Annotated in this window: 17 protein-coding genes and 1 pseudogene; 10 read left to right on the plus strand and 8 right to left on the minus strand. The window is 68.3% G+C overall.

Annotated elements, in window-relative coordinates; all coding sequences use genetic code 11:
• Positions 1–228: 228 nt before the first annotated feature.
• The 6 genes from ASG23_RS06870 to ASG23_RS19805 form a co-directional block, all read right to left on the minus strand.
• A complete protein-coding gene (locus ASG23_RS06870; protein ID WP_200941527.1) occupies positions 229–2,313 on the minus strand; it encodes a DUF262 domain-containing protein in 2,085 nt (694 codons plus the stop codon).
• Position 2,314: 1 nt separating this feature from the next.
• The gene (locus ASG23_RS20250; RefSeq protein ID WP_200941528.1) at positions 2,315–2,566 is read right to left on the minus strand and encodes a hypothetical protein; all 252 of its coding nucleotides are present in this window, start codon (positions 2,564–2,566) and stop codon (positions 2,315–2,317) included.
• A gap of 156 nt (positions 2,567–2,722) precedes the next feature.
• On the minus strand, positions 2,723–4,249 hold the full coding sequence (locus tag ASG23_RS06880) for a hypothetical protein (protein WP_056022745.1): 1,527 nt from the start codon (positions 4,247–4,249) through the stop codon (positions 2,723–2,725).
• A 2-nt stretch (positions 4,250–4,251) separates the two neighbouring features.
• Positions 4,252–6,801, minus strand: a complete 2,550-nt coding sequence (locus ASG23_RS06885; protein ID WP_056022748.1) for a hypothetical protein — start codon at positions 6,799–6,801, stop codon at positions 4,252–4,254.
• Positions 6,802–7,075: 274 nt separating this feature from the next.
• On the minus strand, positions 7,076–7,261 hold the full coding sequence (locus ASG23_RS06890) for a hypothetical protein (protein WP_056022074.1): 186 nt from the start codon (positions 7,259–7,261) through the stop codon (positions 7,076–7,078).
• Between the two features lie 11 nt (positions 7,262–7,272).
• Positions 7,273–7,422, minus strand: a complete 150-nt coding sequence (locus ASG23_RS19805) for a hypothetical protein (RefSeq protein ID WP_157465562.1) — start codon at positions 7,420–7,422, stop codon at positions 7,273–7,275.
• 836 nt (positions 7,423–8,258) lie between these two features.
• Between ASG23_RS19805 and ASG23_RS06895 the strand changes: the two genes are divergently transcribed.
• The 8 genes from ASG23_RS06895 to ASG23_RS06930 are packed head-to-tail and all read left to right on the plus strand — an operon-like array spanning position 8,259 to position 17,514.
• Positions 8,259–8,570 carry a DUF6112 family protein gene (locus ASG23_RS06895; protein WP_056022077.1) on the plus strand — a complete coding sequence of 104 codons (312 nt, stop codon included), beginning with the start codon at positions 8,259–8,261 and terminating at the stop codon, positions 8,568–8,570.
• Between the two features lies 1 nt (position 8,571).
• Positions 8,572–9,687, plus strand: coding sequence for a hypothetical protein (locus ASG23_RS06900; RefSeq protein WP_056022080.1), 1,116 nt, complete (start codon positions 8,572–8,574; stop codon positions 9,685–9,687).
• A complete protein-coding gene (locus ASG23_RS06905; RefSeq protein WP_056022083.1) occupies positions 9,684–11,114 on the plus strand; it encodes an SCO6880 family protein in 1,431 nt (476 codons plus the stop codon). The genes ASG23_RS06900 and ASG23_RS06905 overlap by 4 nt, the downstream gene beginning before the upstream one ends.
• A gap of 5 nt (positions 11,115–11,119) precedes the next feature.
• Positions 11,120–12,418, plus strand: a complete 1,299-nt coding sequence (locus ASG23_RS06910; RefSeq protein WP_056022751.1) for an ATP-binding protein — start codon at positions 11,120–11,122, stop codon at positions 12,416–12,418.
• 5 nt (positions 12,419–12,423) lie between these two features.
• Positions 12,424–13,521, plus strand: coding sequence for a DnaB-like helicase N-terminal domain-containing protein (locus tag ASG23_RS06915; RefSeq protein WP_157465563.1), 1,098 nt, complete (start codon positions 12,424–12,426; stop codon positions 13,519–13,521).
• The gene (locus ASG23_RS06920; protein ID WP_056022089.1) at positions 13,518–15,326 is read left to right on the plus strand and encodes a type IV secretory system conjugative DNA transfer family protein; all 1,809 of its coding nucleotides are present in this window, start codon (positions 13,518–13,520) and stop codon (positions 15,324–15,326) included. Before ASG23_RS06915 ends, ASG23_RS06920 begins: the two co-directional genes overlap by 4 nt.
• Entirely contained in the window at positions 15,323–16,537 is a 1,215-nt protein-coding gene (locus tag ASG23_RS06925) for a transglycosylase SLT domain-containing protein (RefSeq protein WP_056022092.1), read from the plus strand. The genes ASG23_RS06920 and ASG23_RS06925 overlap by 4 nt, the downstream gene beginning before the upstream one ends.
• Before the next feature lie 2 nt (positions 16,538–16,539).
• Positions 16,540–17,514 carry an ArdC-like ssDNA-binding domain-containing protein gene (locus tag ASG23_RS06930; protein ID WP_157465564.1) on the plus strand — a complete coding sequence of 325 codons (975 nt, stop codon included), beginning with the start codon at positions 16,540–16,542 and terminating at the stop codon, positions 17,512–17,514.
• Between the two features lie 629 nt (positions 17,515–18,143).
• Here the strand turns inward: ASG23_RS06930 and ASG23_RS06935 are convergent.
• Both ASG23_RS06935 and ASG23_RS20860 read right to left on the minus strand, forming a co-directional pair.
• Positions 18,144–18,356, minus strand: coding sequence for a hypothetical protein (locus ASG23_RS06935; protein WP_056022098.1), 213 nt, complete (start codon positions 18,354–18,356; stop codon positions 18,144–18,146).
• A gap of 37 nt (positions 18,357–18,393) precedes the next feature.
• Positions 18,394–19,131 (minus strand): annotated as a pseudogene (locus ASG23_RS20860) (8-oxoguanine DNA glycosylase OGG fold protein); the annotation flags it as partial.
• A gap of 72 nt (positions 19,132–19,203) precedes the next feature.
• Between ASG23_RS20860 and ASG23_RS06940 the strand changes: the two are divergent.
• Complete coding sequence (locus tag ASG23_RS06940) at positions 19,204–19,425, plus strand: hypothetical protein (RefSeq protein ID WP_056022100.1); 222 nt, start codon at positions 19,204–19,206, stop codon at positions 19,423–19,425.
• A 343-nt stretch (positions 19,426–19,768) separates the two neighbouring features.
• Positions 19,769–20,485 carry a hypothetical protein gene (locus ASG23_RS19810; protein WP_157465565.1) on the plus strand — a complete coding sequence of 239 codons (717 nt, stop codon included), beginning with the start codon at positions 19,769–19,771 and terminating at the stop codon, positions 20,483–20,485.
• The last annotated feature ends 22 nt before the right edge of the window (positions 20,486–20,507 follow it).

Consider the following 20,507-nt stretch of genomic DNA (forward strand, 5'->3'; position numbering starts at 1 on the left):
GAGCGCAGGCCAGGCTCGATGTGCGCTGGTAGAAGAGGAACTCCGCGCACAGATCGAAGATGGTCGCGCGGCGATCAGCGGCATCAGTCGGAGGTCCAAGCGCTATTCCTCGAGAACGGCCGTCTTCGCGGCGAGCGGCACCGTCTCCGACGAGAGCTAGAGCGACGCCAGACCCAGACACCTCGTACCAATCGTCCAGACGACGCCGGTCTGCCCACGCACGAGACGTCAAGTCCCCGGCTCGAAGCCATGGTCCTGGAGGCGACGCCGGGCAGTGTCGAGTTCGTCGTCGCTGAACAGCGCCTGGAACTCCGGCTGGAGAACGACGCTCTCGACGGTGAGGTCCAGACGCTGCCTCTCCCACAAAGAAGTGAAGCCGACAGAGACACCTCCGCTCGCGAGCAACCGGCGGGCCGTCTCCAAACCTCCGTGCTGGTGAAGCATCTCGAAGAAGTACGTAGCGTTGTAGCCGGCTTCCTTCTTCGCCTTCACATACACGTCCCGCATCGCCATGTCGAATGACTTAGGCGCGTCCGGGGCGCCGTCCGTAGAGGTGGACTCCGGTGCCGGAGCGGGCACCTCGACTGCAGGCAGCATTAATGCGCTCGTCTCCGTGGCCGATCCGCCGTCGCCAGCGGCCGCCGCTTCGAGGGACCACTCGCGTACGAGCAGCTTCAAGAGTTTGGCCTGGCGACTCTCGACGACCGCGACGGTCCAGTCCGGCTCCGATAGGGCCTGCGACGTCAGCGCGAACGTCACCGTGCCGCTGGAGCTGAGGAAGTACGTCGACTTCTTCTCAGCGAACTCCTTGCGGTTCGCCTCACTGTTCTTCCGCTTGTTGAGGAGGAGCAGGTTGCCCAGTCGGTGTGTCCACTTCTCACGCTGCTCGTCGTCGAAGAGCTGTTTCCAACGGCTGTCGTCCTTCGGCGTCTGAGGCAACACGTGCTCAACGCTGATCAGGGAGTGGGTGTAGGCAACCCCAGGACCGTTGGCAAGAATCGCGTCTAGGCGGGTAAGGATGTAGCGAAGGCGCTTCGACTGGAACGTCTGGTAGAGCGGCCCTCCCAGTCGGTCGCGAGACGCCGACTTCTCCTCCTCCGTCAGGTCGAGCTCGGAGACCGTCAGCGGGTGGTCGGCAACCTTCAGTCTCCTCAAGAGGTCCGTGTAGCGCTGCAAGCGATCGGTGGTGTTGATGCCGCGGATCATGAGCGAGGCCGCTAGTCGTTCGAGCCTGCCGAGGAAAGCATCCAAGAACGCCGGGTCGTCGGGCCTCTCTCCGAGTGCCCACAGTGCAAGCGGACGCCAATCCTTGTTGTCGACCTGTTCGAGCCAACTCAGCCAGCGGTTCACGGCCCGCCACTCGTCGGCCGGTCCGAAATACGGCGTCACCGTCCGAGTGAATGCCGTCGCGTACTTGTCGAGGACGTCGTCGACGAACTCGGCGGCACGCCCGGACTCGACGTAGTCGTCAAGAACTTGCTTTGGGAACTCCTTGAGCAGTTCGACGCGAGCCCGCTCGGCTGTAAACACGAACCGGATGTCGCGGAACAGGTCTGCGAAGTTCTCCCGGCCTACCGCATCCTCGGCAGAGTCCCACTTATCTGCGTACAAGTCCTCGTCGGCAGCGCTGAGGCTGCCGATCACCGCCGACTTGAATATGTCGGTTGGCGATAGTTCCAGGCCACGCGCGTTCATCACACCGAAGATCCGATGCGCGCTCGACTCGTTCGGCGTCGTCACGACCACCAGTTCGGTGTCGCTCAGCAGCAGCTTCAACAGCGCCAGCCGTTCGACATCGGACCGCTTAGCCAGCGCGGCGTACAGAGCCTTACCGTTGTTACGTACGGCTCGACGGGGGTCGGTGTCAGCGACGGCGTCCGTCAGCGTAGCGAGGCCCGTGGTGGCGCCCTGCTCCTGGACGTGCTCACGGAAGAAGGTGATGTCCTGCGGCCGTGGCGTGAGCCGTGGACGCGTGCCCAGAACATTCGACCACGCCTTCTTCTCTTCGGTGATCAGCTCGTGAAGGTCCTTGGCGAGCAGTTCATCCTTGGCAAGGTCGCGAAGCACAGCAAGAAGAATCGTGAGTGTGGTCAGTCGCTGTTGCCCGTCGATCACGTCGGCGTCAGGTTTGTGCGGATCCGGCTTCACGAGGACGATCGAGCCGAGGAAGTACGCCTCTTCGTCGGTCCGTGCGAGCGCGTCCGTCAGATCGTCCAGCAGCTGAAGTGCGTGCTCGACCTCCCATGCGTACGGCCGTTGATAACGGGGAATCGTGAACACGTACTCCTTGGAGAAGACCTTCTCTAAGGGCAAGTTAGTGGCACTCAAGTGGGACATCAGCTTCCACCGTCTCCTCGGCGTAGTAGTTGATGGCGAGGTCGGAGTTATAGAACCAGTCGACCGTCTGAGTGCCTGCCATGATTCCAGCGCGCACGGCGACGTCCTTGAGGTTCAGTTTCTTCATCACATCGCCGACCTTGCTGAGCTTGGTCACCCTGAAGAGGCGCTCGTTCTCCTTCTTAAGATTCTCGGCCGCCTCGGTCCGGGAGGATGCGAACCTTGTCATTCTTGCGCACTGGGCGTCCCAGGAGTTCCACAGCCTCAGGTGTGTGCCGCTCGAAGTTCAGTCCGAACGCGCGACGGTCCGCAAGCGCGTCAGTTTCGCGCTGAAGGTCCTTCGCCAGCTGCGGGTCCTTGTTGGCGATCTGGCGGATGAGGTCGATCATTCGTGACACGTGTCGAGTCCTGCTTGTGGCGTGTGGGTGACGGTGACCGCCCCCCGAGCAAAGGCTGCGAGGATGCGCTGGTGAGTCTGGCGTGGCAGGTGGCGGTTTCCTGGCTCGCCGAACGGTGTGCCGGGCCGTGCAGGCGCTTGCTGCAACAGCTTGTCCAGGCCGGGACGCGACACCATAAGCAGCCCATGGGTTGCGCGGGTGCAAGTGACCGCTAGGCGCCCGAACGCCGAGTTGAACTCGTCCAGTTCCGAGGCGCCAGTCAGCGGATGGATGGCGATGGTGATGCCGTTCGTCTGGCCCTGCCAGGAGTCAACGGTCGACGCGACCATGTCGGACTCCGTCAGGCCGTGGGTGATGCTCAGGCGAGCGACGGCGTCGGCGGCGTCTTCAACCGCTTGGTTACGAGTGGCAAGGATGGCGACGAGCGGGTTGTCGGGGTCAGAGCCGGGCCGATCGACGTTCGTCTTTCCGCTCGGCGTCCCGTCCGCGTTGTAAACCTGCTCGGACAGCGTGAAGCCGGCCGTGAACAGTTCGTCGAGAAGGCCCTCCACAAACTCGACGAGCGGGACGTCGACGTCGGCGGCTTCGGCGTCAGGCAGCCCGTCCACTTCGAGGAGCGTGGGGATGCCGGTCGCCACGGACTCCCAGACTGACTTGGCGAGGCCGGAGAGATTGCCGAGCTCGATCGCGCGGTCGCCGGGGGCGGCGACGCAGTTGAGCGAGTCCCACTCGGGGTAGAAGGCTCGCCAGAGGCCGAGCTGCTCACCAGTCGGGCGCCACACCGCAGGTAACTCGGTCGCCCAGGTCCTCGCGTCGTCACCTTCGTACGCGGTCGGCCAAGCACGGTACGGGTTGAAGCCCGGGTCGCCGCGCCACGGGTTCTCCGCGATCTCCAGCGGCGGCAACTGGCCGACGTCACCGACGCCGACGTGGATCGGCGCGGTGTAGGTGATCTTGTCGAAGAGGTGGTGCGGGAGTTGCCAGGCCTCGTCGACAAACAGGACGTCGAATCGGTGGTCGCCGTGAAAGGCAGATCCGAAGTGGTTAGCTACATGCCGCCGGGCCATCCCAAACATGTGGGTCGTCGTCAGCACGACGGGCACGTCCTGCGGGATCGACTTCACCGAGTCGACGACCGTCGCCGAGCTCTTGACCCACTCCGGCACGTCGGGAAAGACGCGCTTGGATGCCCACAGGTAGACGCTGGCCTTGCCGAGCTCGTCGCCCAGCGATGCGGCAAGCGGCCACAATTGGCGGTTCTGGAAGGCAGTCACCGCGACTCGCAGGCACTGTGGCTGTGCGATGGCGTCGCTGACTAGGCCGCGCAGCAGGAACGATTTGCCTGCACCGGCGGCGGCCTTCAGCAGGATGCGCTGGACGTCGGAACTGCCGTTGAGCGCGTCGAGCAATTGACCCTTTGCGAACTTGGCGGAAGCCTCGTTCTGGGAAGCTGCTCGAGAGTGGTGGTAGGCGTCGGTTGCGACGACGGACGGGGGTACGAACAGGAGCGTCATGGTCACTCCAAATCGTCCATCGTCAGGTCCCCGGGCGGCTGCTCCGCGGGACGGTCGGCCGGGTCGGGAAGGGTCTCGTCGGCCGCGTTGACGTCAAAGCCGTCGAAGTCGACCACCGGTGGCCACACCTGCGGGTTCAATTCGCCGCGAGCGCGACGTCCAGCGAAAATATCGGACAACTCGGCCTCGGAAGCCTCATGGGGCTTGCAGCACCACTGGTGGTTGGCGGGGTCATCGCCGAACGAGTCGTGGGTGCAATTTGGCTTCGGAGCGGACGAGGTGTCGACGCTCGGCCTCACCAAGTTGAGCCACACGTCGCCCTTGTTCTCCGAGAACCACGCGAAGTCGGCTATGACCAGTTCGTCCCCGACCGCGAAGCCCGGGTCGTGGTGCGGCGCCCATGTGTACTGGCTCGGCCGTGCACCCGTCGCAGTGAGCTCACCGATCGGCATGTGGGAGATCTTGAAACTCCCCTTCAACGTCTGGACTGTCACGTCGTCGCATTCGACAAGCGCCTCTCCATTGAGGTGAAGTGCGACGATGCGCGACTCGTCACCGATCCGACGCGAGTCCACTTCAATGGTGAGCGGCGCGATGTCGACGACGCGTGCGAGCGCGAGTTGCCTGTTGCCCGCGTCCTTCGCGACGTCGTGGGCGGCACGCGGGTTCGTCATGACCGTGACTTGCCCCTTGAACTTGTCGTCCGCTTCGAGCAGCGGCACCGAGTCGTTGCGCCACCAAGCGGTGGTACGACCGAAACGGACCAGGTCGAACGCGTGCAGGTCGAGCCGACGCCGCCACACCCGTTGCGCGTCGCCCTCGACCGCGCGAACGATGGGCTGCAACGTTGACGTTCCGAAGCCGGATGCAAGGACGGCGAAGGCCTTGTCGAAGATGTCTATCTTGTAGGCGAGTTCCGCGCGGATCAGGTCGTCGTACACGCTCGGCCTGGCGGGCCGCGGCACTCCGGGCGCATCGCCGGTGAACGCCTCGTGGATCGCGTTTGACTGAAGGGGTGTGAGTTGCGCGCCGACCGCGTGGTCGGCCTTCTCGACCAGCTCTGCGAGAGCGCGGTGATCGATAAGCGGTTCGCTCGGATCAGCCCAGGGAACGAGGTAGTCGAGACGTAGGGAGTTGACGGCGGGCCCGCCAACGGTCACCAGGGACGCGAGAGCGGCGCGCAGATCAACGACGGTTGACCGGGCCTTCATTGTGCGAGTGCGGTCTTGCTCCAACAGGAGCGACGCGGCCACCCGGTCCTTCTCGGGGAGGCGAGGTGGGATGACGGCCAGTTCACCGTTGAAGGTGAGTGCGGGCCGCCCCTCCTTCTTGTCTCGCTCCCAGCGCAGACGCGAGAGCTCTTTGCCAGCGACGCTGTCGGCGATCGAGACGAGGATGTCGGCCGTCGAGCCGTCGGGGACGACGAGGTGGACGGGAGCCGGGTCGTCGGCACTCGCCTTGAACTGTTCCGTGATGGCCCTGTTGAGCTCACGACCGAGGGTCTTGATGATCGACCGGCGCGTGTCGTCACTGTCTGGGTTGTCGAACACCTCGACGGTCCACGGTTCGGCGCCGACTTTCGTGAGGCGCTGAACGGCGATGCCATAGACACCGAGCGCCGCGCCGTCCGACTTGGCGAGCACGACGTGGACCGTGCCGGGCTCGCCGATCGGGTCGAGCCGTCGCTGGCCTGACCGGACACCCGTCCCTCTCAGAGTGGCTTCGATTTGCTGCCGGATCGAATTGGCAACCTTGCCGACGGGTGTGACCCCGTCGATCAGACCAACAGCGTGAGGCCGAACATCCGGCCGGACGCCGAGCTCGATCAGCAGGTCGTTCGGATCGGTGGACGTCTGAAGCTCGGCGCGGCAATAGACGAACATGTCGCAGGCTGGGCAACCATCTGGCGAATAGGTCGCCTGGAGGTGAGCAAGATGCGCCGAGAGGTCAGCGTCGACGCCCGGCGGGAATCCGGCCACTTCGGCGGCGCGTTCCTCGACGCGCATGCGGACTTCCTCGCGGTGGTCGGTGAGGTCCTCGATGACGGCTGTCGGCGACAGGGAGGCATTGCGGGGAACGGCGAGGACGCCGAACCCGTGGACGTCCATCCCGACCGGCAGCTTCGTCCACGCGGCCGCGGACTCGGCCCCGAGTGCGACCTGGAGGAACCCTTTGAGGAGGCGACCGTCGTCGATCCTGGAGCGAATCCGCTGGTAGTCCTTAGCATCCCCCACGATCAGCCAAGAGCCGTCGACCTCGCCGAACTTGTTCGGGGCCTTCGGCGCGACTACGGCGAAGTCGGGGCGGGTGTCGGTGGCGTTCTCACCTTCGAGCCCGAGGAACGGCACAGCCAGCTGATGGATCAGCGTGGCGTTGCCGTGCGTGACGGCGGCGTTGTGCGCCTGCTCAAGGATGAGGGCGGTCTTGGCGGCGTCCACGTGGGCGTCGGCAACGACGACCGCCTTCGGGCGCTCGAGCCCGAGAGCGCCGACCGAGACGGTGACGACCTCTGACGAAAATCGCTTGTCGCGGATCAGTCGCTCGAACGCCATCGCACGCATCCAGCGGAGCAACGGGATCGTGCTCTGCGGACCCTTGGAGTACCCAACCTGCTGGGCGAGATTGCGCCTCGTGACACCCGTGATCAGAGGGTCCGTTCCGCGGAATCGCGCACAAGCGGCGTGGGACGACGCCGCAACCGCGCTGCTGGCGCCCCCAGTTACCTTGGCGGGCAAGACAAGCCTTGGTAGACGTAGCCGTTCTTGCCGTAGCGCTCCGCGACCGGGTCGGGCAGCTCGACCGTGGTGGTCACCGTGATGGTGCCCATCACATGCCTGTCTTGGCGATCGAGCGGGCGCGCCAGGCGGTGCCAGGCGGCGCGAAACGGCTGCGCGACGAGCGACGCTTCTTGCGCACCGGCGAGCCAGGCGCGGCATTCGCCGGGACCTTGCGCTTCGAGTACGGCGGGATGAGCGCCAGCGTGGGGATCGTCGACTTCGATTCGGTGCTCACGAGTGCGACCCTCAGCGTTCTGCGAGGATCGTCAGCAGCCGGTTCGTCTCGCGCTGCTCCTCGATGAGCGTGGCGAGCAGTGCATTGGTCTCGAGCGACATCCCCGCTGTGAGCTTCCCGCCCTTGACGTCCTTGATCTCCTCGAGCGTGCGCATAGCCATGCGATTCCCTCTCCAGGTCGTCCGCGAATCCGTCTAGTCAGGCTATGGCGCGAGCAGCGGGCGTTGCCGGGACCTACGTCCCAGGCGCGGTGGCACACCGCGCCCCGAGGCCGACAGCGGCCTCCAGACTCGCCAGAGATTCGACCACCTTTCGATCCGCGCTGCGATCCCCTCACGCTCGCCGTCCATGAGGCGCATGGGTGCGAACGAGATGCGAATAGCCCGGGTGATGACCCACGCCGACGCCGCCCAGCGGGCACAGCGCGCATGGGCTGCCCGGGTGTAGGTGCCACCTGGGACCAAGTGGCGGGCGTGGCTGGCGGCCGGCACAAGCCCTCAGCCATCCAGGGCATACAGCGCTACTTCGAGCGCCTGCCCGACCTTGAGAACACCCCGGAGCGCCGCCGGCTGTGGCGTGACCGGCTGGAGGTGCTGCGGCGTCAGAGCATGGTCGACGTCCACGAGCAGCGCCCGGTGCGATCCGGGCCGGGGTCGCCGGGGCTCAACGGGCCTCAGCACTGGACGGCCTGGACGCCCCTACCCGTCTACACCCCGACGTCGGTCGAGATCCTGGAGGCGGCTGAGTCCGCCGGACTCAATGGCGGTAGCGCACCGAAACACACCGTCCGAGCTGCCGCTTACGTGCCGCCCGACACCGGCACGTCCGCCCGAGTCGGGCGGGCTCCTAGCAGCGGAGGTCGCGCCGGGTTCGTTGCGGCAGTCGGTGCACCATGAGTCGGGGTTCTTGCTATCTCGCGGGTTGCGCACGCACTGGCGCACCTAGGACCAGGCGGTGCTGACGACCGGTCGGTGCCCGTGGATCCGCGGGGTGCGCAATGGAACACGCGTCGATCGTCGTCAGCAGGATCATCGCTGCCGATCCGGGCATCAGCCCGAACGAGGACGGCCTGCCGGGCCTGGCAGTCGTCAAGCGGCTGGTCGGGGCGCTGCTGACCTGGGGCCTGGTGGCATGCGTAGCCGGCTTGGTGATCTCGGTGATCGTGTGGGCCGTGGCCCGCCAGCAAGGCAACTACGGGTACGCCTCGGGCGGCAAGACGGGCGTCCTCATCGCCGCCGGCGGAGCGTTACTGATCGGCGGAGCGAACGCGATCGTGGCGTTCTTCTCCGGTCTTGGCGGGATGATCTGAGATGCCGGTCCCGGCACTCGACGCCTGCATCGGACCTGCGGCGGCCGTCTGCGATTCCGCGCAGGGCGCCGCGTCCGACTACGTGCTCGGCGGGCTCGGCGGCTCGTTCGTCGGTGGTGCCGAGCAGGTCGGTCAGCTCGCCCTTGGTGCGCTCAGCTCGAGCACGTCGGTCGATCTGAGCGTCGGCTGGTTCCGCGCGAACGTCGCGGTCATCGCCGCCATCGCCCTCCCGGTCGTCGTTGGACTCTTCGTCGTTCAGGTGCTGACGTCCGTCCTGCGCCACGAGGCTGGCGGCTTGGTGCGCGCCGTCGTCGGGGTCGCGAAGGCGATGCTCGGCGCCGCTCTCGCCCTGGGCGTGACGCAGCTGGCGTTGAGCGCGGTCGACGGGATCTGCGAGTACATCGCGTCCGCAGCGGGTCTGACCGTCACGCAGGCGGCATCGCAGTTCTTCGACTTCACCGCCCTCCTTGCGCTCTCCCCCGCGTTGCAGATCCTGATCGGGCTGGCCCTCATGCTCGGGTTCGTCCTGCTGTGGGGCGTCCTGCTGTTCCGCAAGGCCGCGCTGATTCTCGTGGCGGTCTTCGCGCCGATCGCCTTCGCGGGGTCGACGTGGGACCAGACCCGGGTGTGGACGCGGCGCTGGCTCGAGATCGTCGCCGCGTTGGTGTTCTCCAAGATCGTCATCGTCGTGGCGTTCGTCGTCGGCGCCTCCGCATTCACCGGCGCCGGCCCCACCGAGCCCGGAGTCGCACCCACACAGCCGGCCGGCGGCGTCGCCGGGCTGTCGGACACGCTGGTCGGGATCCTGTTGCTCGCGATCGCGGTGTGGGCGCCGTGGCTGACTTGGCGGTTCGTGCACTGGTCCGGCATGGAGGCCGCTGGGGTCATGCACGCCAACGTCGCGGCCAACCCCATCAGCAAGGCAGCGCGCGGTGCGGCGACGACCACCCGTTACGCCGCGCAACAGGTCGCGATGTCGACGGTGACCGGAGGCATCGGCACGGCGGTGCGCGCTGCGGGCGCGGCGAAGGGGGCATCCGGTGGCCTCGCGGCGGGCGGGCCTAAGCCCACCCCTGCTCCGCCGGTGCCGGTGCCTGACCGAGGTGGTGCGCGATGAGCTCGCCGGAAGACACCGCCGGCACGTCAACAGTCCGGTTCGGTCGCCTGGAGAGCCGCGGCGTGTTGCTGGGGCTGTCCACGTCCCAGCTCGCCTTGGTGGGTGTCGCGTTGCTCGTGGCGGTGGCTGCGGTGTTCTCCGCGGGCGCGGGCGGCTTCGCGGTCACGGCGCCGGTGTGGTTGACGCTGCTCGTCGCGGGCACCGTGTCAGTTGCCGGTCGGCCGGTTGTCGGGTGGGTGCCGCTGCTGGCGCACTGGCAGGCGCGCAGGCTGACGCGGGCGACCACGGCGATCAGCACGACCAGGGGGACGAGGGTCGCTCGCGACGTGCTCGTCCTGCCGGGCCTGACCGGTCAGCTGGAGCTGGTCCCCTGCGACGCGCTGGGGGCGACCCTCATCCTTGATCGGCGCGCTGGCGTGATCTGCGGGGTGCTGCGGGTCGCGGGTGCGGGATTCGTCCTGGACGACCCCACAGGGCAGGAGCACAAGGTGGCCGGATGGGGCCGTGTGCTGGCCGGGCTGTGCCAGCAGCCGGCCATCGTGCGTGTGCAGCTGCTGGCGCGCACGGTCCCTGGTGGCTTGGCTCCTGCGCGTCAGTGGTGGCGGGATCGCTGCGTCTCCCCCACGACCGAGCTATCCATCGCCCTAGCCGGACTGCTCGACGGCGGGTTCGTGGCACCCCATGCGCGGGACACCCTGCTGGCCGTGGCGCTTCGCGCACCGCGCGGTCGCCCCGCTCCGACGGCAGCTGACGTCGCCGTCGTGGCCAAGCACCTGGACGCAGTCGCGACATCGCTGGTCGGCGCGGACCTCACGCCGCAGGGGTGGCTCGGGCGCGAGGATCTGGCTGCCGTGGTACTCAGCGCCTACGACCCGCAGGCCGCTGCTCGGGCCGAGGGAGGACCGGGGCCGATCCGCGCTCCGATGGGCGTCGACGAGCAGTGGTCGTTTCTGCGAGCCGACGGTGCCGTGCACGCCACGTACTGGGTGACCGAGTGGCCGCGCAGCGACGTCCACCCCAGCTTCCTGCAGCCCTTGCTCCTCGGGGAGGCGACCCCCAGGACCCTGACCGTGATTGCCGAGCCGCTCTCCATCGCCCGGGCATTGCGGGAGATCCGACGGAGCAAGGCCGAGCACATGGCCGACGCGGCTCAGCGAACGCGCATCGGCCAGGTCGAAGCCGAGAGCACGCGCGCGGAGGTCGCCGATCTCGAGCGCCGCGAGGCCGAGCTCGTGGCCGGCCACGGTGACCTGCGGTTCACCGGGCTGGTCACCGTGTCCGCGACCAGCGAGTCCGAGCTCGAGGAGCGCTGTGCCGCACTCGAGACCGCCGCAGCTCAGGCGATGTGCGAGGTGCGGCGCCTGTTCGGCCAGCAAGGGCAGGCCCACCTGGCCGCAGCTCTGCCGTTGGCCAGGGGTGTGTTGTGACCGCGATGAGAACGCCGACGTTCCGGGTGACCATCGGGCGGTACCGCAGCGGTCCGCGGCTGCGGCTGCCGCCACACCGGGCCTCGTCGGCGACCCTGGCCGGTGCGTACCCGTTCCTCGCGTCGCCCTCGTGTGACGTCGGCGTCCCTGTGGGGCAGGACGCGCTGACCGGCGGGCCGTTCTGCTTCGACCCGTGGGCGCTGTACGGCGCGGGCCACCTGACGAACCCCAACGTGCTCCTGGCCGGGGTGATCGGGCAGGGCAAGTCCGCGCTCGCCAAGTCGCTCGCGATGCGCAGCATCACCGCCGGACGGTCCGTCTACGTGCCGGGCGACCCGAAGGGCGAGTGGGCCCCGGTCGCCGAGGCGATGGGCGGCACGGTGGTGCGGCTCGGGTCAGGACTGCCGGCCCGGCTCAACCCCCTGGACGCCCCAGAGGGCACAGAACCCCACGGACCGCGGATCCGCCTCCTTGCGGCTGTCGCAGCCCTGACGATCCGTCGGGAGCTCGGGGCCGCTGAGCTCGGCGCGCTGGACGCGGCCCTCACCTTGGCCGAACGCCGTCACAGCGCACCCACGATCGGCGGCGTCCTCGAGACACTCACCTCCCCCGACGCCTCGGCGGCACGTGCAGACGGTGTCCCTGTCGCAGATCGCTCGGCGGACGGCCGCGATGTCGCCCATGGCTTGCGCCGCATCGTGCGCGGCGACCTGGCGGGCCTGTTCGACGGGCCCTCGAGCGAACGCCTCGATCCGCGTGCACCCATGGTGGTGCTCGACCTGTCACGGCTGGGCTCCGACGAGGACGCGCTGGCACTGGCGATGACATGCGCGTCAGCGTGGCTCGAAGGCGCACTGCTGGTGTCGACCGCGAAGCGGTGGGTCATCTACGACGAGGCGTGGCGGGTACTACGGCACGCCGCACTGGTGCGCCGGATGCAGTCGCAATGGAAGCTCTCGCGCGCCCACGGCATCGCCAACCTCATGGTCCTGCACCGCCTGTCCGACCGGGACGCCATCGGCGAGCAAGGCTCCGAGGCCCGCTCTCTGGCGCAGGGACTGCTGGCGGACTGCTCGACGCGCGTCATCTATCGGCAGGAGTCCGACCAGCTCGACGGCGCCGCCGCCGCGCTGGGTCTGACGCGGCCGGAACGGGACCTGCTGCCCGTGCTGCCGCGGGGAACCGGGCTGTGGAAGATGCCGCGCCGCACCCACGTCGTGCACCACGTCTTGCACCCCGTCGAGGTCAACGTCGTCGACACCGACTCCGCCATGCGCGACGACACCGAACACGAGGACCGGTGATCACCATGAACGACGACGCCATCATCCGGCTGTCCGAGCAAGCCACGCTCGGCTCAGTCCTCCTGCACCCCGCCGCGCTGGACGAGACTCAGCGCTGGCTTCGGGCAGGGGACTTCGCCGACACCTGGCACGCGCAGGTCTTCACCACCATGCTCGAGCGGCGCGCCGCCGACGAGGCGATCGACCCCCAACGGATGGCCGACGCGCTCGTCGAGCGGCTCGGCACCCGACGGGCGAACCTGCCGCGGCTCGCGGACCTGCTGCACGTGACACCACCGCACCCGCACGCCGTCACCTACGCGCGGATGGTGCTGGACGGCGGACTACGTCGAGAGATCGCCGGCACCGGAGTGCTCCTGCGCGCGGCTGCCGTGCGGTGCGCATCGGATCGCATGTCACGCCCGATCTACGCGACCTGCAACGTCGTGGACGCCGCGATGGACTGCGCCGAGGCGCGATGGGCCAAGGCCACCGGCCAACCACACGACGAGGTCGTCGTCCCGCTCGCCCTGCGTGCCGTCATGCGGAACACCGAGGCGCGGATGGGTGCCGACAAGTACCTGTCCGGGCACCCCGGCCGCGACGCCGGCTCCGAGCGCCGCAACCTCGTCGCTCTGATCGGCGCTCTCATCGCCCAGCCCGACCACATCCCGGGCGTCGCCGCCTGGCTGGCACCCAACCGGGTCCCCGATCCCGGGTGGCGCGCCGTCTACGGCACCCTGCTCGAGCTCGCCGAGCTCGGACAGCACGTCGACATCGTCACCGTCGCCTGGGCAACCCGCGCACACGCCCACCACGAGCAGTGCGTCCCCGGACTATCCGAGCTGCGGGCCGCCGTCGACGACGGCTGGTCCCGGCAGCTCGATCCGGCGATCCAAGCCGTCGCCGGCGACCAGGTACGGCACCTCGCCGATGCCGGCGCCGCGCAGCTCGTCGCCGGCGCCGCGAACCCCGGCGTGCTCGTCACCGACCTGGTCGACACCGGGCACCTGCTGACCGCTGCCCTGCGCCGCACAGCCGCGGCCATGCCGATCCAACCGGCCTACACCCCCGCGGCCGCCCCCGAGCTACGCACCCAAAAGATCGAGTCGGTCTCCCGATGAGGCCGACGCACCAGGGACCGCGGCCCGGCACCGCCGGCGGCCCCGACATGACGACGTGGGCGATGACTGCCGGCGCCGCCGTCCTCGTCCTGGCCGCGGTCCTGTGGTCCGGAGCAGCCCTCGCCTGCATCCTGACCAGCCGCCCGCCCCCGACCGCGGGACTGCTCACCGCGCTCAGCGCGATCACCCAGCCCGGCGACCCGGCCTCGGTGTGGCCTCGGCCGTCCGCGCTGCCCGGCCCGGTGGCGTATTGGACCGGGACCGCTCTGGCCGCAACGGCCTGGGTTGGTGCCGCGTGGGGCATCTGGTGGGTATGGCGACGCCTCGCGACACCGAACGGCGGGCGTGCCGGTGCGCTGCGGGACCTGCCGGGGATGGCGTCTCCCCATGACGTGCACGCCGTCGCGGGTCAGCGGAGCCTGCGGGCCCGTGCGTCGGTCGTGCGACCGTCCCTGGACCGGTCCGCCACACCGCAGGAGGTGGGGTTCCGACTTGGGCGGCTGCGCGGATGCGACCTGTGGTGCACCGTGGAGGACTCTGCCCTGCTCGTCGGACCACCGCGCATGGGCAAGGGCCTGCACGTGGTCATCCCCTGGGTCCTCGACGCCCCCGGACCGGTCGTGGCCACGTCCACCCGCCCGGACACCCTCGCCGTCACGCTGCGAGGTCGTCGAACCAGAGGGCCGGTAGCGATCTTCGACCCGCAACGCCTCGCCGGCCTCCCCGGCGGGCTGGCCTGGTCACCCGTACGCGGCTGCGAGACACCCCGCACCGCCCTGGTCCGAGCGCGCGGGCTGGCCGCCGGCGCCGGGTTCGGCCGCACCGTGTCCGACTCCGACTTCTGGGCCGGGCAGACCGAGACCGCCCTGCGCTGCCTCCTACATGCCGCCGCGCTGGACGGCCGGCGTGCCGTCGACCTGTACCGGTGGTCCCTGAACCCGGCCCTGGCCGAGGACGCCGTCACCATCCTCAACCGCAACACCGCGGCCGCGGACGGATGGGCCGACGCCCTCGAAGCCTCCATCCACTCCGACCCCCGCACCCGCGACTCCATCTGGCTCGGCGTCCGCCAATCCCTGGCTGCCCTCGCCGACCCCGACGTCCTGGCCGCCGTCGACCCCAAACGCGACGAGTCCTTCGACCCCACGACGTTCCTGCGCGAGTCCGGCACCCTCTACCTGCTGGCCTCCGCGGTCGCCTCCGGATCCTGCGCACCGCTGGTCGCGGCGTTCGTCGAGGACATCACCGAGACTGCCCGCGCCCTGGCCGCCCGCTCCCCCGGCGCCCGTCTCGACCCACCCCTGCTCCTCGCCCTCGACGAGATCGCCAACCTCACCCCGCTGCCCTCACTGCCCTCGCTGATGGCCGAAGGCGGCGGCTCCGGCATCACCACCCTGGCCGTCCTGCAATCCCTTGCCCAGGCCCGCGCCCGCTGGGGCGAGCACGCCGCGGACGCCATCTGGGACGCCGCCACCGTCAAGATCGTCCTGGGCGGGCTGGCCAAGTACCGCGACCTGGACGACGTCGCCCGACTCGTCGGGGAAGTCGACGAGCTCACCGAGACCCGCTCCCGCGGCCGCGCCGGCGAACACTCCTCGTCCACCTCCGTGCGCACCGTCCCGGTCATGCCGGCCTCCGTGCTGCGGACCCTGCCTTTCGGCACCGGTGTGCTCCTGCTCCGCCAGACCAAACCCACCATCATCGACCTGGCCGCCTGGACCGCTCGACGCGACGCAGCGCACCTCCAGGCCGACCAGAAGGCGGTCGAGCACGCCACCGCCACCGGAACCGCGGTCCCCGCATGATCAAGCTCGCACTCGGCGCGCTCGGGTTCCTCGCCGTCCCGACCATCGCGATCGTCACTGCCGTCGCCGTGGGTGGCACGGCCAGTGCGTGCATTGCCAGCTCCGCCGGAGGACCGCTCGCCGACGACGCACCCATCCCCGCGATCGCTCAAGAGTGGATCGCCGAGACGACGGCGACCTGCCCCGACCTGCCCGAGACCTGGATCGCCGCCGTGATGGCCCAAGAGTCCGGGTTCCGACCCGACGCGCACGCCGATGACTCCAACGGTGGTACCTGGGGGCTGCTGCAGATGAACGCCTCCATCTGGCGCGCGCACTACGGCCACCCCTGGAACGCCGATCTCGATCACAACGGCACACCGGACATCGAGGACCCCGCCACCCACGCCCGCGTCGGCGGCATCTACCTGTGCGCCCGCCTGGCCGGCGTCCGGCAGATCCGCGCCGACCACCCCGACTGGGCCTCCTCGAGCATCCCGACCCTCGACGCCCTCGTCATCGCGCACAACGCGGGAGAGTCCCGCCTGCGCCCTTACCCCACCATCCCTGCGATCACCGCTCAGTTCATCGCTAACGTGAACGAGCGCATGACCGCGTGGTCCGCCGACGCCGTGTCCGGCGCCGTCCCCGAGGTCGCCAACCCCGACCTCACCGCAGCGGTCACCCCGCCCGCCGGAGCACCAGCGACCGGATGCGCTGTCCCGATCGGCGGCGGCCAAATCGCGGTTCCGCCCGGCACCCCGGTCGACGTGGCCAATGCTGTCCGCAATGGCCTGGCCTACGTCGGGGTTACCACCGGCTGGCGCCAGCTGTGCGACCGGCTCGCCTGCCGCGCCTACGGGTACGTCGGGTCCGGGTTTCCATCGGCGAAGGCGCATTGGACCGAGATGGTCGCCACCGGGCACGCCCACGCCGACGACACCTGCCCACCGCTGGGCGCGTTCACGTTCTGGAACACCGGCCGCCCCTTCGGCCACGCCTCCCTGGTCGTGCAAACCGACCCCGGCTGCGACCCGGCCAAGATCCTGCTCACCGCCAACGAGGTCTTCGACTCCGCCACCGGCAACCACGGCGGCGTCTACCTGATCAGCTTCGCCCGCCTGTCCGCGATGTACCTGCACGGCACCGGCTACCTCGGCTGGTCCAACCCCATCTGCAAAGGAGCAATGCTCCCCGCCGGGACCACGCACCCCGCACCCTCGGGCCGCTAGCGATGACCGCTCGCACCTCACCGTCAAGCGATGAACGCCTCGCCGCGCTACACGACAAGCTCATCACCGCGGTGGCCGACCTCGTGCACTCGGACCGTTGGCGGCAGATGCTCACCGCCGCCGCCCGGTTCCCCACATACTCCCCGTCCAACGTGCTGCTCATCGCCGCACAACGCCCCGACGCCTCCCGCATCGCAGGCATCCGCACCTGGAACAGCCTTGGACGCCGTGTCAACAAAGGTGAACACGGCATCGCGATCCTCGCCCCCTGCACCTACCGATCCGCAACCACCGACGCCGAGGCGCCAACCCGCGATGGAGAACCGATCGCGGCACGCCCGGCGGATCCCGATCCGGTCTCCATGCGTGAGCTGCGCGGCTTCCGCGTGGTGCACGTCTTCGACGTCAGCCAGACCGACGGTGCTCCGCTCCCCACCGTCGAGCCGCACTTGCTGACAGGAGACGCACCGCAACACCTCTGGGCGCACCTCGCGGCTCTGGTCGCCGACGACGGGTTCACCCTCGAGCGCGGTCCATGCCCACCGGGGGCCAACGGCTACACCGCCTACCACTCAAGCACCGTGCGGATCCGCGACGATGTCGACCCGGCACAGGCAACGAAGACTCTCGCCCACGAGCTCGGGCACATCCGCGCCGACCACGAGCACCGCTTCCCCGACTACTCCAGCAATGCGCAGTGCCGCGGACGCGCCGAGGTCGAAGCCGAATCGATCGCCTACCTCGTAGCCGCCACGGCCGGCCTCGATACCACGGAGTACTCGCTGCCCTACATTGCCGGCTGGAGTGATGGCTACCCCGAACGTCTCCGGGAATCGGCCACCCAAGTCCTTGTCGCGGCCCGTTCGATCGGGGCTCCCGACGTCCCAAGCAGCAGCGCCGGACTGCGAGTTGCTGACCTGCTGCGCGACTTCCGCGACTTCGACCCGGCGAGCTCCGGCGGTCTCGATCACGAGTAGCTCGGACCGGGGCGCGGAAAGAAGCCTGCGATGTCCGGCGCGGGGCGGGCCACCCGTCCCCGCCCAGACCAGATTTGCTCTGTCGACGAACCGAGAACTACTTTCCCGTTCCGCCCGTCACTCAGCGGCCCAGCAGAGGACGCGGGTTCACGGTCGAACCCTCCATGTAGACCTCGAAGTGCAGATGGCACGCACGAGACAAACCCGGACCATGGCGGCATCGCCGCGAGGCCGCGTACCTCCTCGACGCACGCAAGCCCGCGGATGTCGCGCCTCGATACCGGGTGGTTCAGCCGCCGCCGCAGAACCCGGTGGGGCCGCAGGCTCTTAGCCCGGCGCGCGAGCTATCCGAACCGGGGCCGAACGACGGCGGCGGGGCTGTAAAGGCACCCCGAACGGTCGATCGCAGCGGTACTGAGCGCGGTCTGGCGCCCGGCCGTGATCGAGCTGCCGAGCAATGCGTTCGTCCCGAGGTGCGCGTACTGCCGACCGGGGCGACTCCCAATCAGAGGGAAGCGCATGGGCACGGGCTGTACCGGGGGCCGCGTGCCCTGGCGTTGATACCGATTGACGATGCGGTCAGGCTCGGTCGACACGGCGCGGCGCCCGTCGTGAGGGGTTCGATTCCGCTACTTGCCGTCCTGGCCTCGGCGGAACAGGACTGCTTCCACCTCGTCAGCACGGTGCTGCACCCGCGGATCGTCGCCTACACGGCGCATCAGCCGCAGGTAGAAGGCGTACTCCGCGGTCGTCCAGACGCCTATCCGAAACTTGCCGAGCCCGTCGCGGTTCGCGGGGTCCCCGACGAGACGGTGCACCTGCCCGTCCATGATCTGGTCCAAGATCAGGGCTCCGCCCCGGACCGCCGGGTTGGTTCCGCGGGTCGGCGAAGTACAGGAACTTGGTGAAGAACGCGGGCCCCCAGCGGTAGACATGCCCTGCTGACCGGTTGTTGAGGAAGTAGTACGCGGGGGCTGCACCTTCCATCCGAAGGATCTCCAATGCACGGCGGGCCGACTCGTTGAAGCCGTTGCCGTGGTGTGCCACTACGTCTCGCGTCCGCGCCACGGCGTATCCGGCCGACCCATAGCCCCATGCGTTGACGTTGACGACGAAGTCGACGAGCGCATCGCGGCTGGGCGTCTGGCCTAGCTCGGCAGCGAGCGAGAACAGTTCCTGGCGTCTCATCCGGGCACCTTCGCGCCCGCTGACCTCGTGGAGACGAAGGCCAACCGAGAGTGCTTCTCCCATGCGTGCCTGCACCAGCAATGGGGCGTTCCAGCAGCGCTCGACGCTCTCGGCGGTCCACGACTCCTGCGATACGACATCCCAGTGGACCTCGATGGCCTCGGCGGTCAGTCCTGCGCGCCGGGCCAGGCTCGTACCGGCGTCGGGCATCTCGAACCTGACGCTCGCAGTTCTCGTCCCGTCAGCATGCATTCTGTCGTGCTCGATTGCGGCGAGGGCCTCGGCGGGCAGGGTCCTGCTCATGGTGCGTACTCCAGCGCTGTCGGCGGCACCGCGGTGGAATGCCCGTGCCTTGTAATGATCGGCCGTCCCCCCCTTCGGATGATGGGACCTAGGTCCACTTCCGCCGAACGATGAGCGGCGGATCATTGAGTCCTGGCAAAGAGGAGATCACGTCGTGTGGGTCACTGACAGCTAGAAGTGCCTTCAAGGAGGATCGCAATGCCCAAGTACAGCGGTGTTACGTTCGCCGTCCAACCCGTCGAGGTCGACGGGAGCATCTCCGGATACGTCGTCTCCGGCTTCATGAGCAAGAACCAGCTCGACACGCTGCGCGAGTTCGTGGACAACGAGGAGTACGAGAAGTCCAAGCGGTGGCGCGGCGAGTACCAGGAGATGGCCAAGGCGATCGTGACCGCCATCGACGGTGCGGTCGCGAAGTAAGTCCGGCAGTTCGAGGTCAGCAACCCCGCGAACTCGTCCGTGCCTCCGTCGCGGCGTCGCCCTTGTGGCTGTGCCCCCGGTGACGAGGCGAGCCGGCGCAACCGACTAGGTGGTTCCCGGAAGGGGTCTGACCTGCTGAGCCGCGCCCTCGTCGCTGGCTCGAGCACGACTGGCCTTTCCGCGTCGCGGGACTAGTTCGCAATGTGACCGCAACGGAGCCGGAGGCGTCGGACCCTCTTCTCGCGGGCGACCAACCTCTCGCTCCGTCGAGGCGGACCGGCGGTGCCACTCGGCCCTTGCACTACTGTCAACGAAAAGTGCTCGGAGGTTTGTAATGGCGCAGATGGGCAATGCGGTCCCGGCGGCGATTGAGCGTGGATCGCATCCGTACTGGACGCAACGTCGCCTCGACGAGATCCTCGACCTAGTCGCGTCCAGATCGACAGCCTCTTCAGACTCACTGAGTCACGAGTTTCAGACGGGCCACAAGCCCAAGGTGAGCTTTAGTGGCAAGTGCTCAAAATGTGATGAGTACATCGGCAAAAGCGGCGATCCGCTGGTATCTGCGCTTGCGCTCGCCTACGACCAAGCCGACCAAAATTCGAAATGGTCCGGTCTCGTCATTCAAGTTCGGCCGAAATCTGAGATGCGCGCCGATGCCTACATCCTGGGATTCTCTCTGTCTAATGCTGCGGAATGGATCGCCTCCCAACGGGAAGCCCAAGCCGACCGGGAATCCGGGGCACGCCGTCGTGCCGAGGAAGCTGCCGACCTCAACCACCTTCTCAAGGTTCGCATCGACCGGTGTCTCTGGCCAGAGGAGCGAATCGAAATGGCGGAGGATCTTTCAAGGCAACTCATAGAAGAAGGTGACCTGGCCGGTGCGGCACGAGTCACTTACGGCATCATCCCAAAGCTTCGGGAGTGGACGATGATGCGCGTCATTTCAGATGGACCCACTCGACGAGTGCTCGTTGATCATGACGGAGGAACCTGGTTCGCCGTCCCTATCGAGCAAGCCCGGCTCGATCTTCCGGCTGAGGGCGATGATGCGACCTAGCAGCTAGGGCGCGTCTCCCATA

This window comes from Cellulomonas sp. Leaf395 (assembly GCF_001424125.1).
Classification (GTDB): domain Bacteria; phylum Actinomycetota; class Actinomycetes; order Actinomycetales; family Cellulomonadaceae; genus Cellulomonas.

What these genes read in the sequence shown, in the direction of transcription:
- ASG23_RS20250 (WP_200941528.1), bottom strand. Translation starts at nt 2,566, where the DNA reads ATGACAAGGTTCGCATCCTCCCGGACCGAGGCGGCCGAGAATCTTAAG.
- ASG23_RS06880 (WP_056022745.1), bottom strand. Translation starts at nt 4,249, where the DNA reads ATGACGCTCCTGTTCGTACCCCCGTCCGTCGTCGCAACCGACGCCTAC.
- ASG23_RS06885 (WP_056022748.1), bottom strand. Translation starts at nt 6,801, where the DNA reads ATGGCGTTCGAGCGACTGATCCGCGACAAGCGATTTTCGTCAGAGGTC.
- ASG23_RS19805 (WP_157465562.1), bottom strand. Translation starts at nt 7,422, where the DNA reads ATGGCTATGCGCACGCTCGAGGAGATCAAGGACGTCAAGGGCGGGAAG.
- ASG23_RS06895 (WP_056022077.1), top strand. Translation starts at nt 8,259, where the DNA reads ATGGAACACGCGTCGATCGTCGTCAGCAGGATCATCGCTGCCGATCCG.
- ASG23_RS06900 (WP_056022080.1), top strand. Translation starts at nt 8,572, where the DNA reads ATGCCGGTCCCGGCACTCGACGCCTGCATCGGACCTGCGGCGGCCGTC.
- ASG23_RS06905 (WP_056022083.1), top strand. Translation starts at nt 9,684, where the DNA reads ATGAGCTCGCCGGAAGACACCGCCGGCACGTCAACAGTCCGGTTCGGT.
- ASG23_RS06910 (WP_056022751.1), top strand. Translation starts at nt 11,120, where the DNA reads ATGAGAACGCCGACGTTCCGGGTGACCATCGGGCGGTACCGCAGCGGT.
- ASG23_RS06915 (WP_157465563.1), top strand. Translation starts at nt 12,424, where the DNA reads ATGAACGACGACGCCATCATCCGGCTGTCCGAGCAAGCCACGCTCGGC.
- ASG23_RS06920 (WP_056022089.1), top strand. Translation starts at nt 13,518, where the DNA reads ATGAGGCCGACGCACCAGGGACCGCGGCCCGGCACCGCCGGCGGCCCC.
- ASG23_RS06925 (WP_056022092.1), top strand. Translation starts at nt 15,323, where the DNA reads ATGATCAAGCTCGCACTCGGCGCGCTCGGGTTCCTCGCCGTCCCGACC.
- ASG23_RS06930 (WP_157465564.1), top strand. Translation starts at nt 16,540, where the DNA reads ATGACCGCTCGCACCTCACCGTCAAGCGATGAACGCCTCGCCGCGCTA.
- ASG23_RS06940 (WP_056022100.1), top strand. Translation starts at nt 19,204, where the DNA reads ATGCCCAAGTACAGCGGTGTTACGTTCGCCGTCCAACCCGTCGAGGTC.
- ASG23_RS19810 (WP_157465565.1), top strand. Translation starts at nt 19,769, where the DNA reads ATGGGCAATGCGGTCCCGGCGGCGATTGAGCGTGGATCGCATCCGTAC.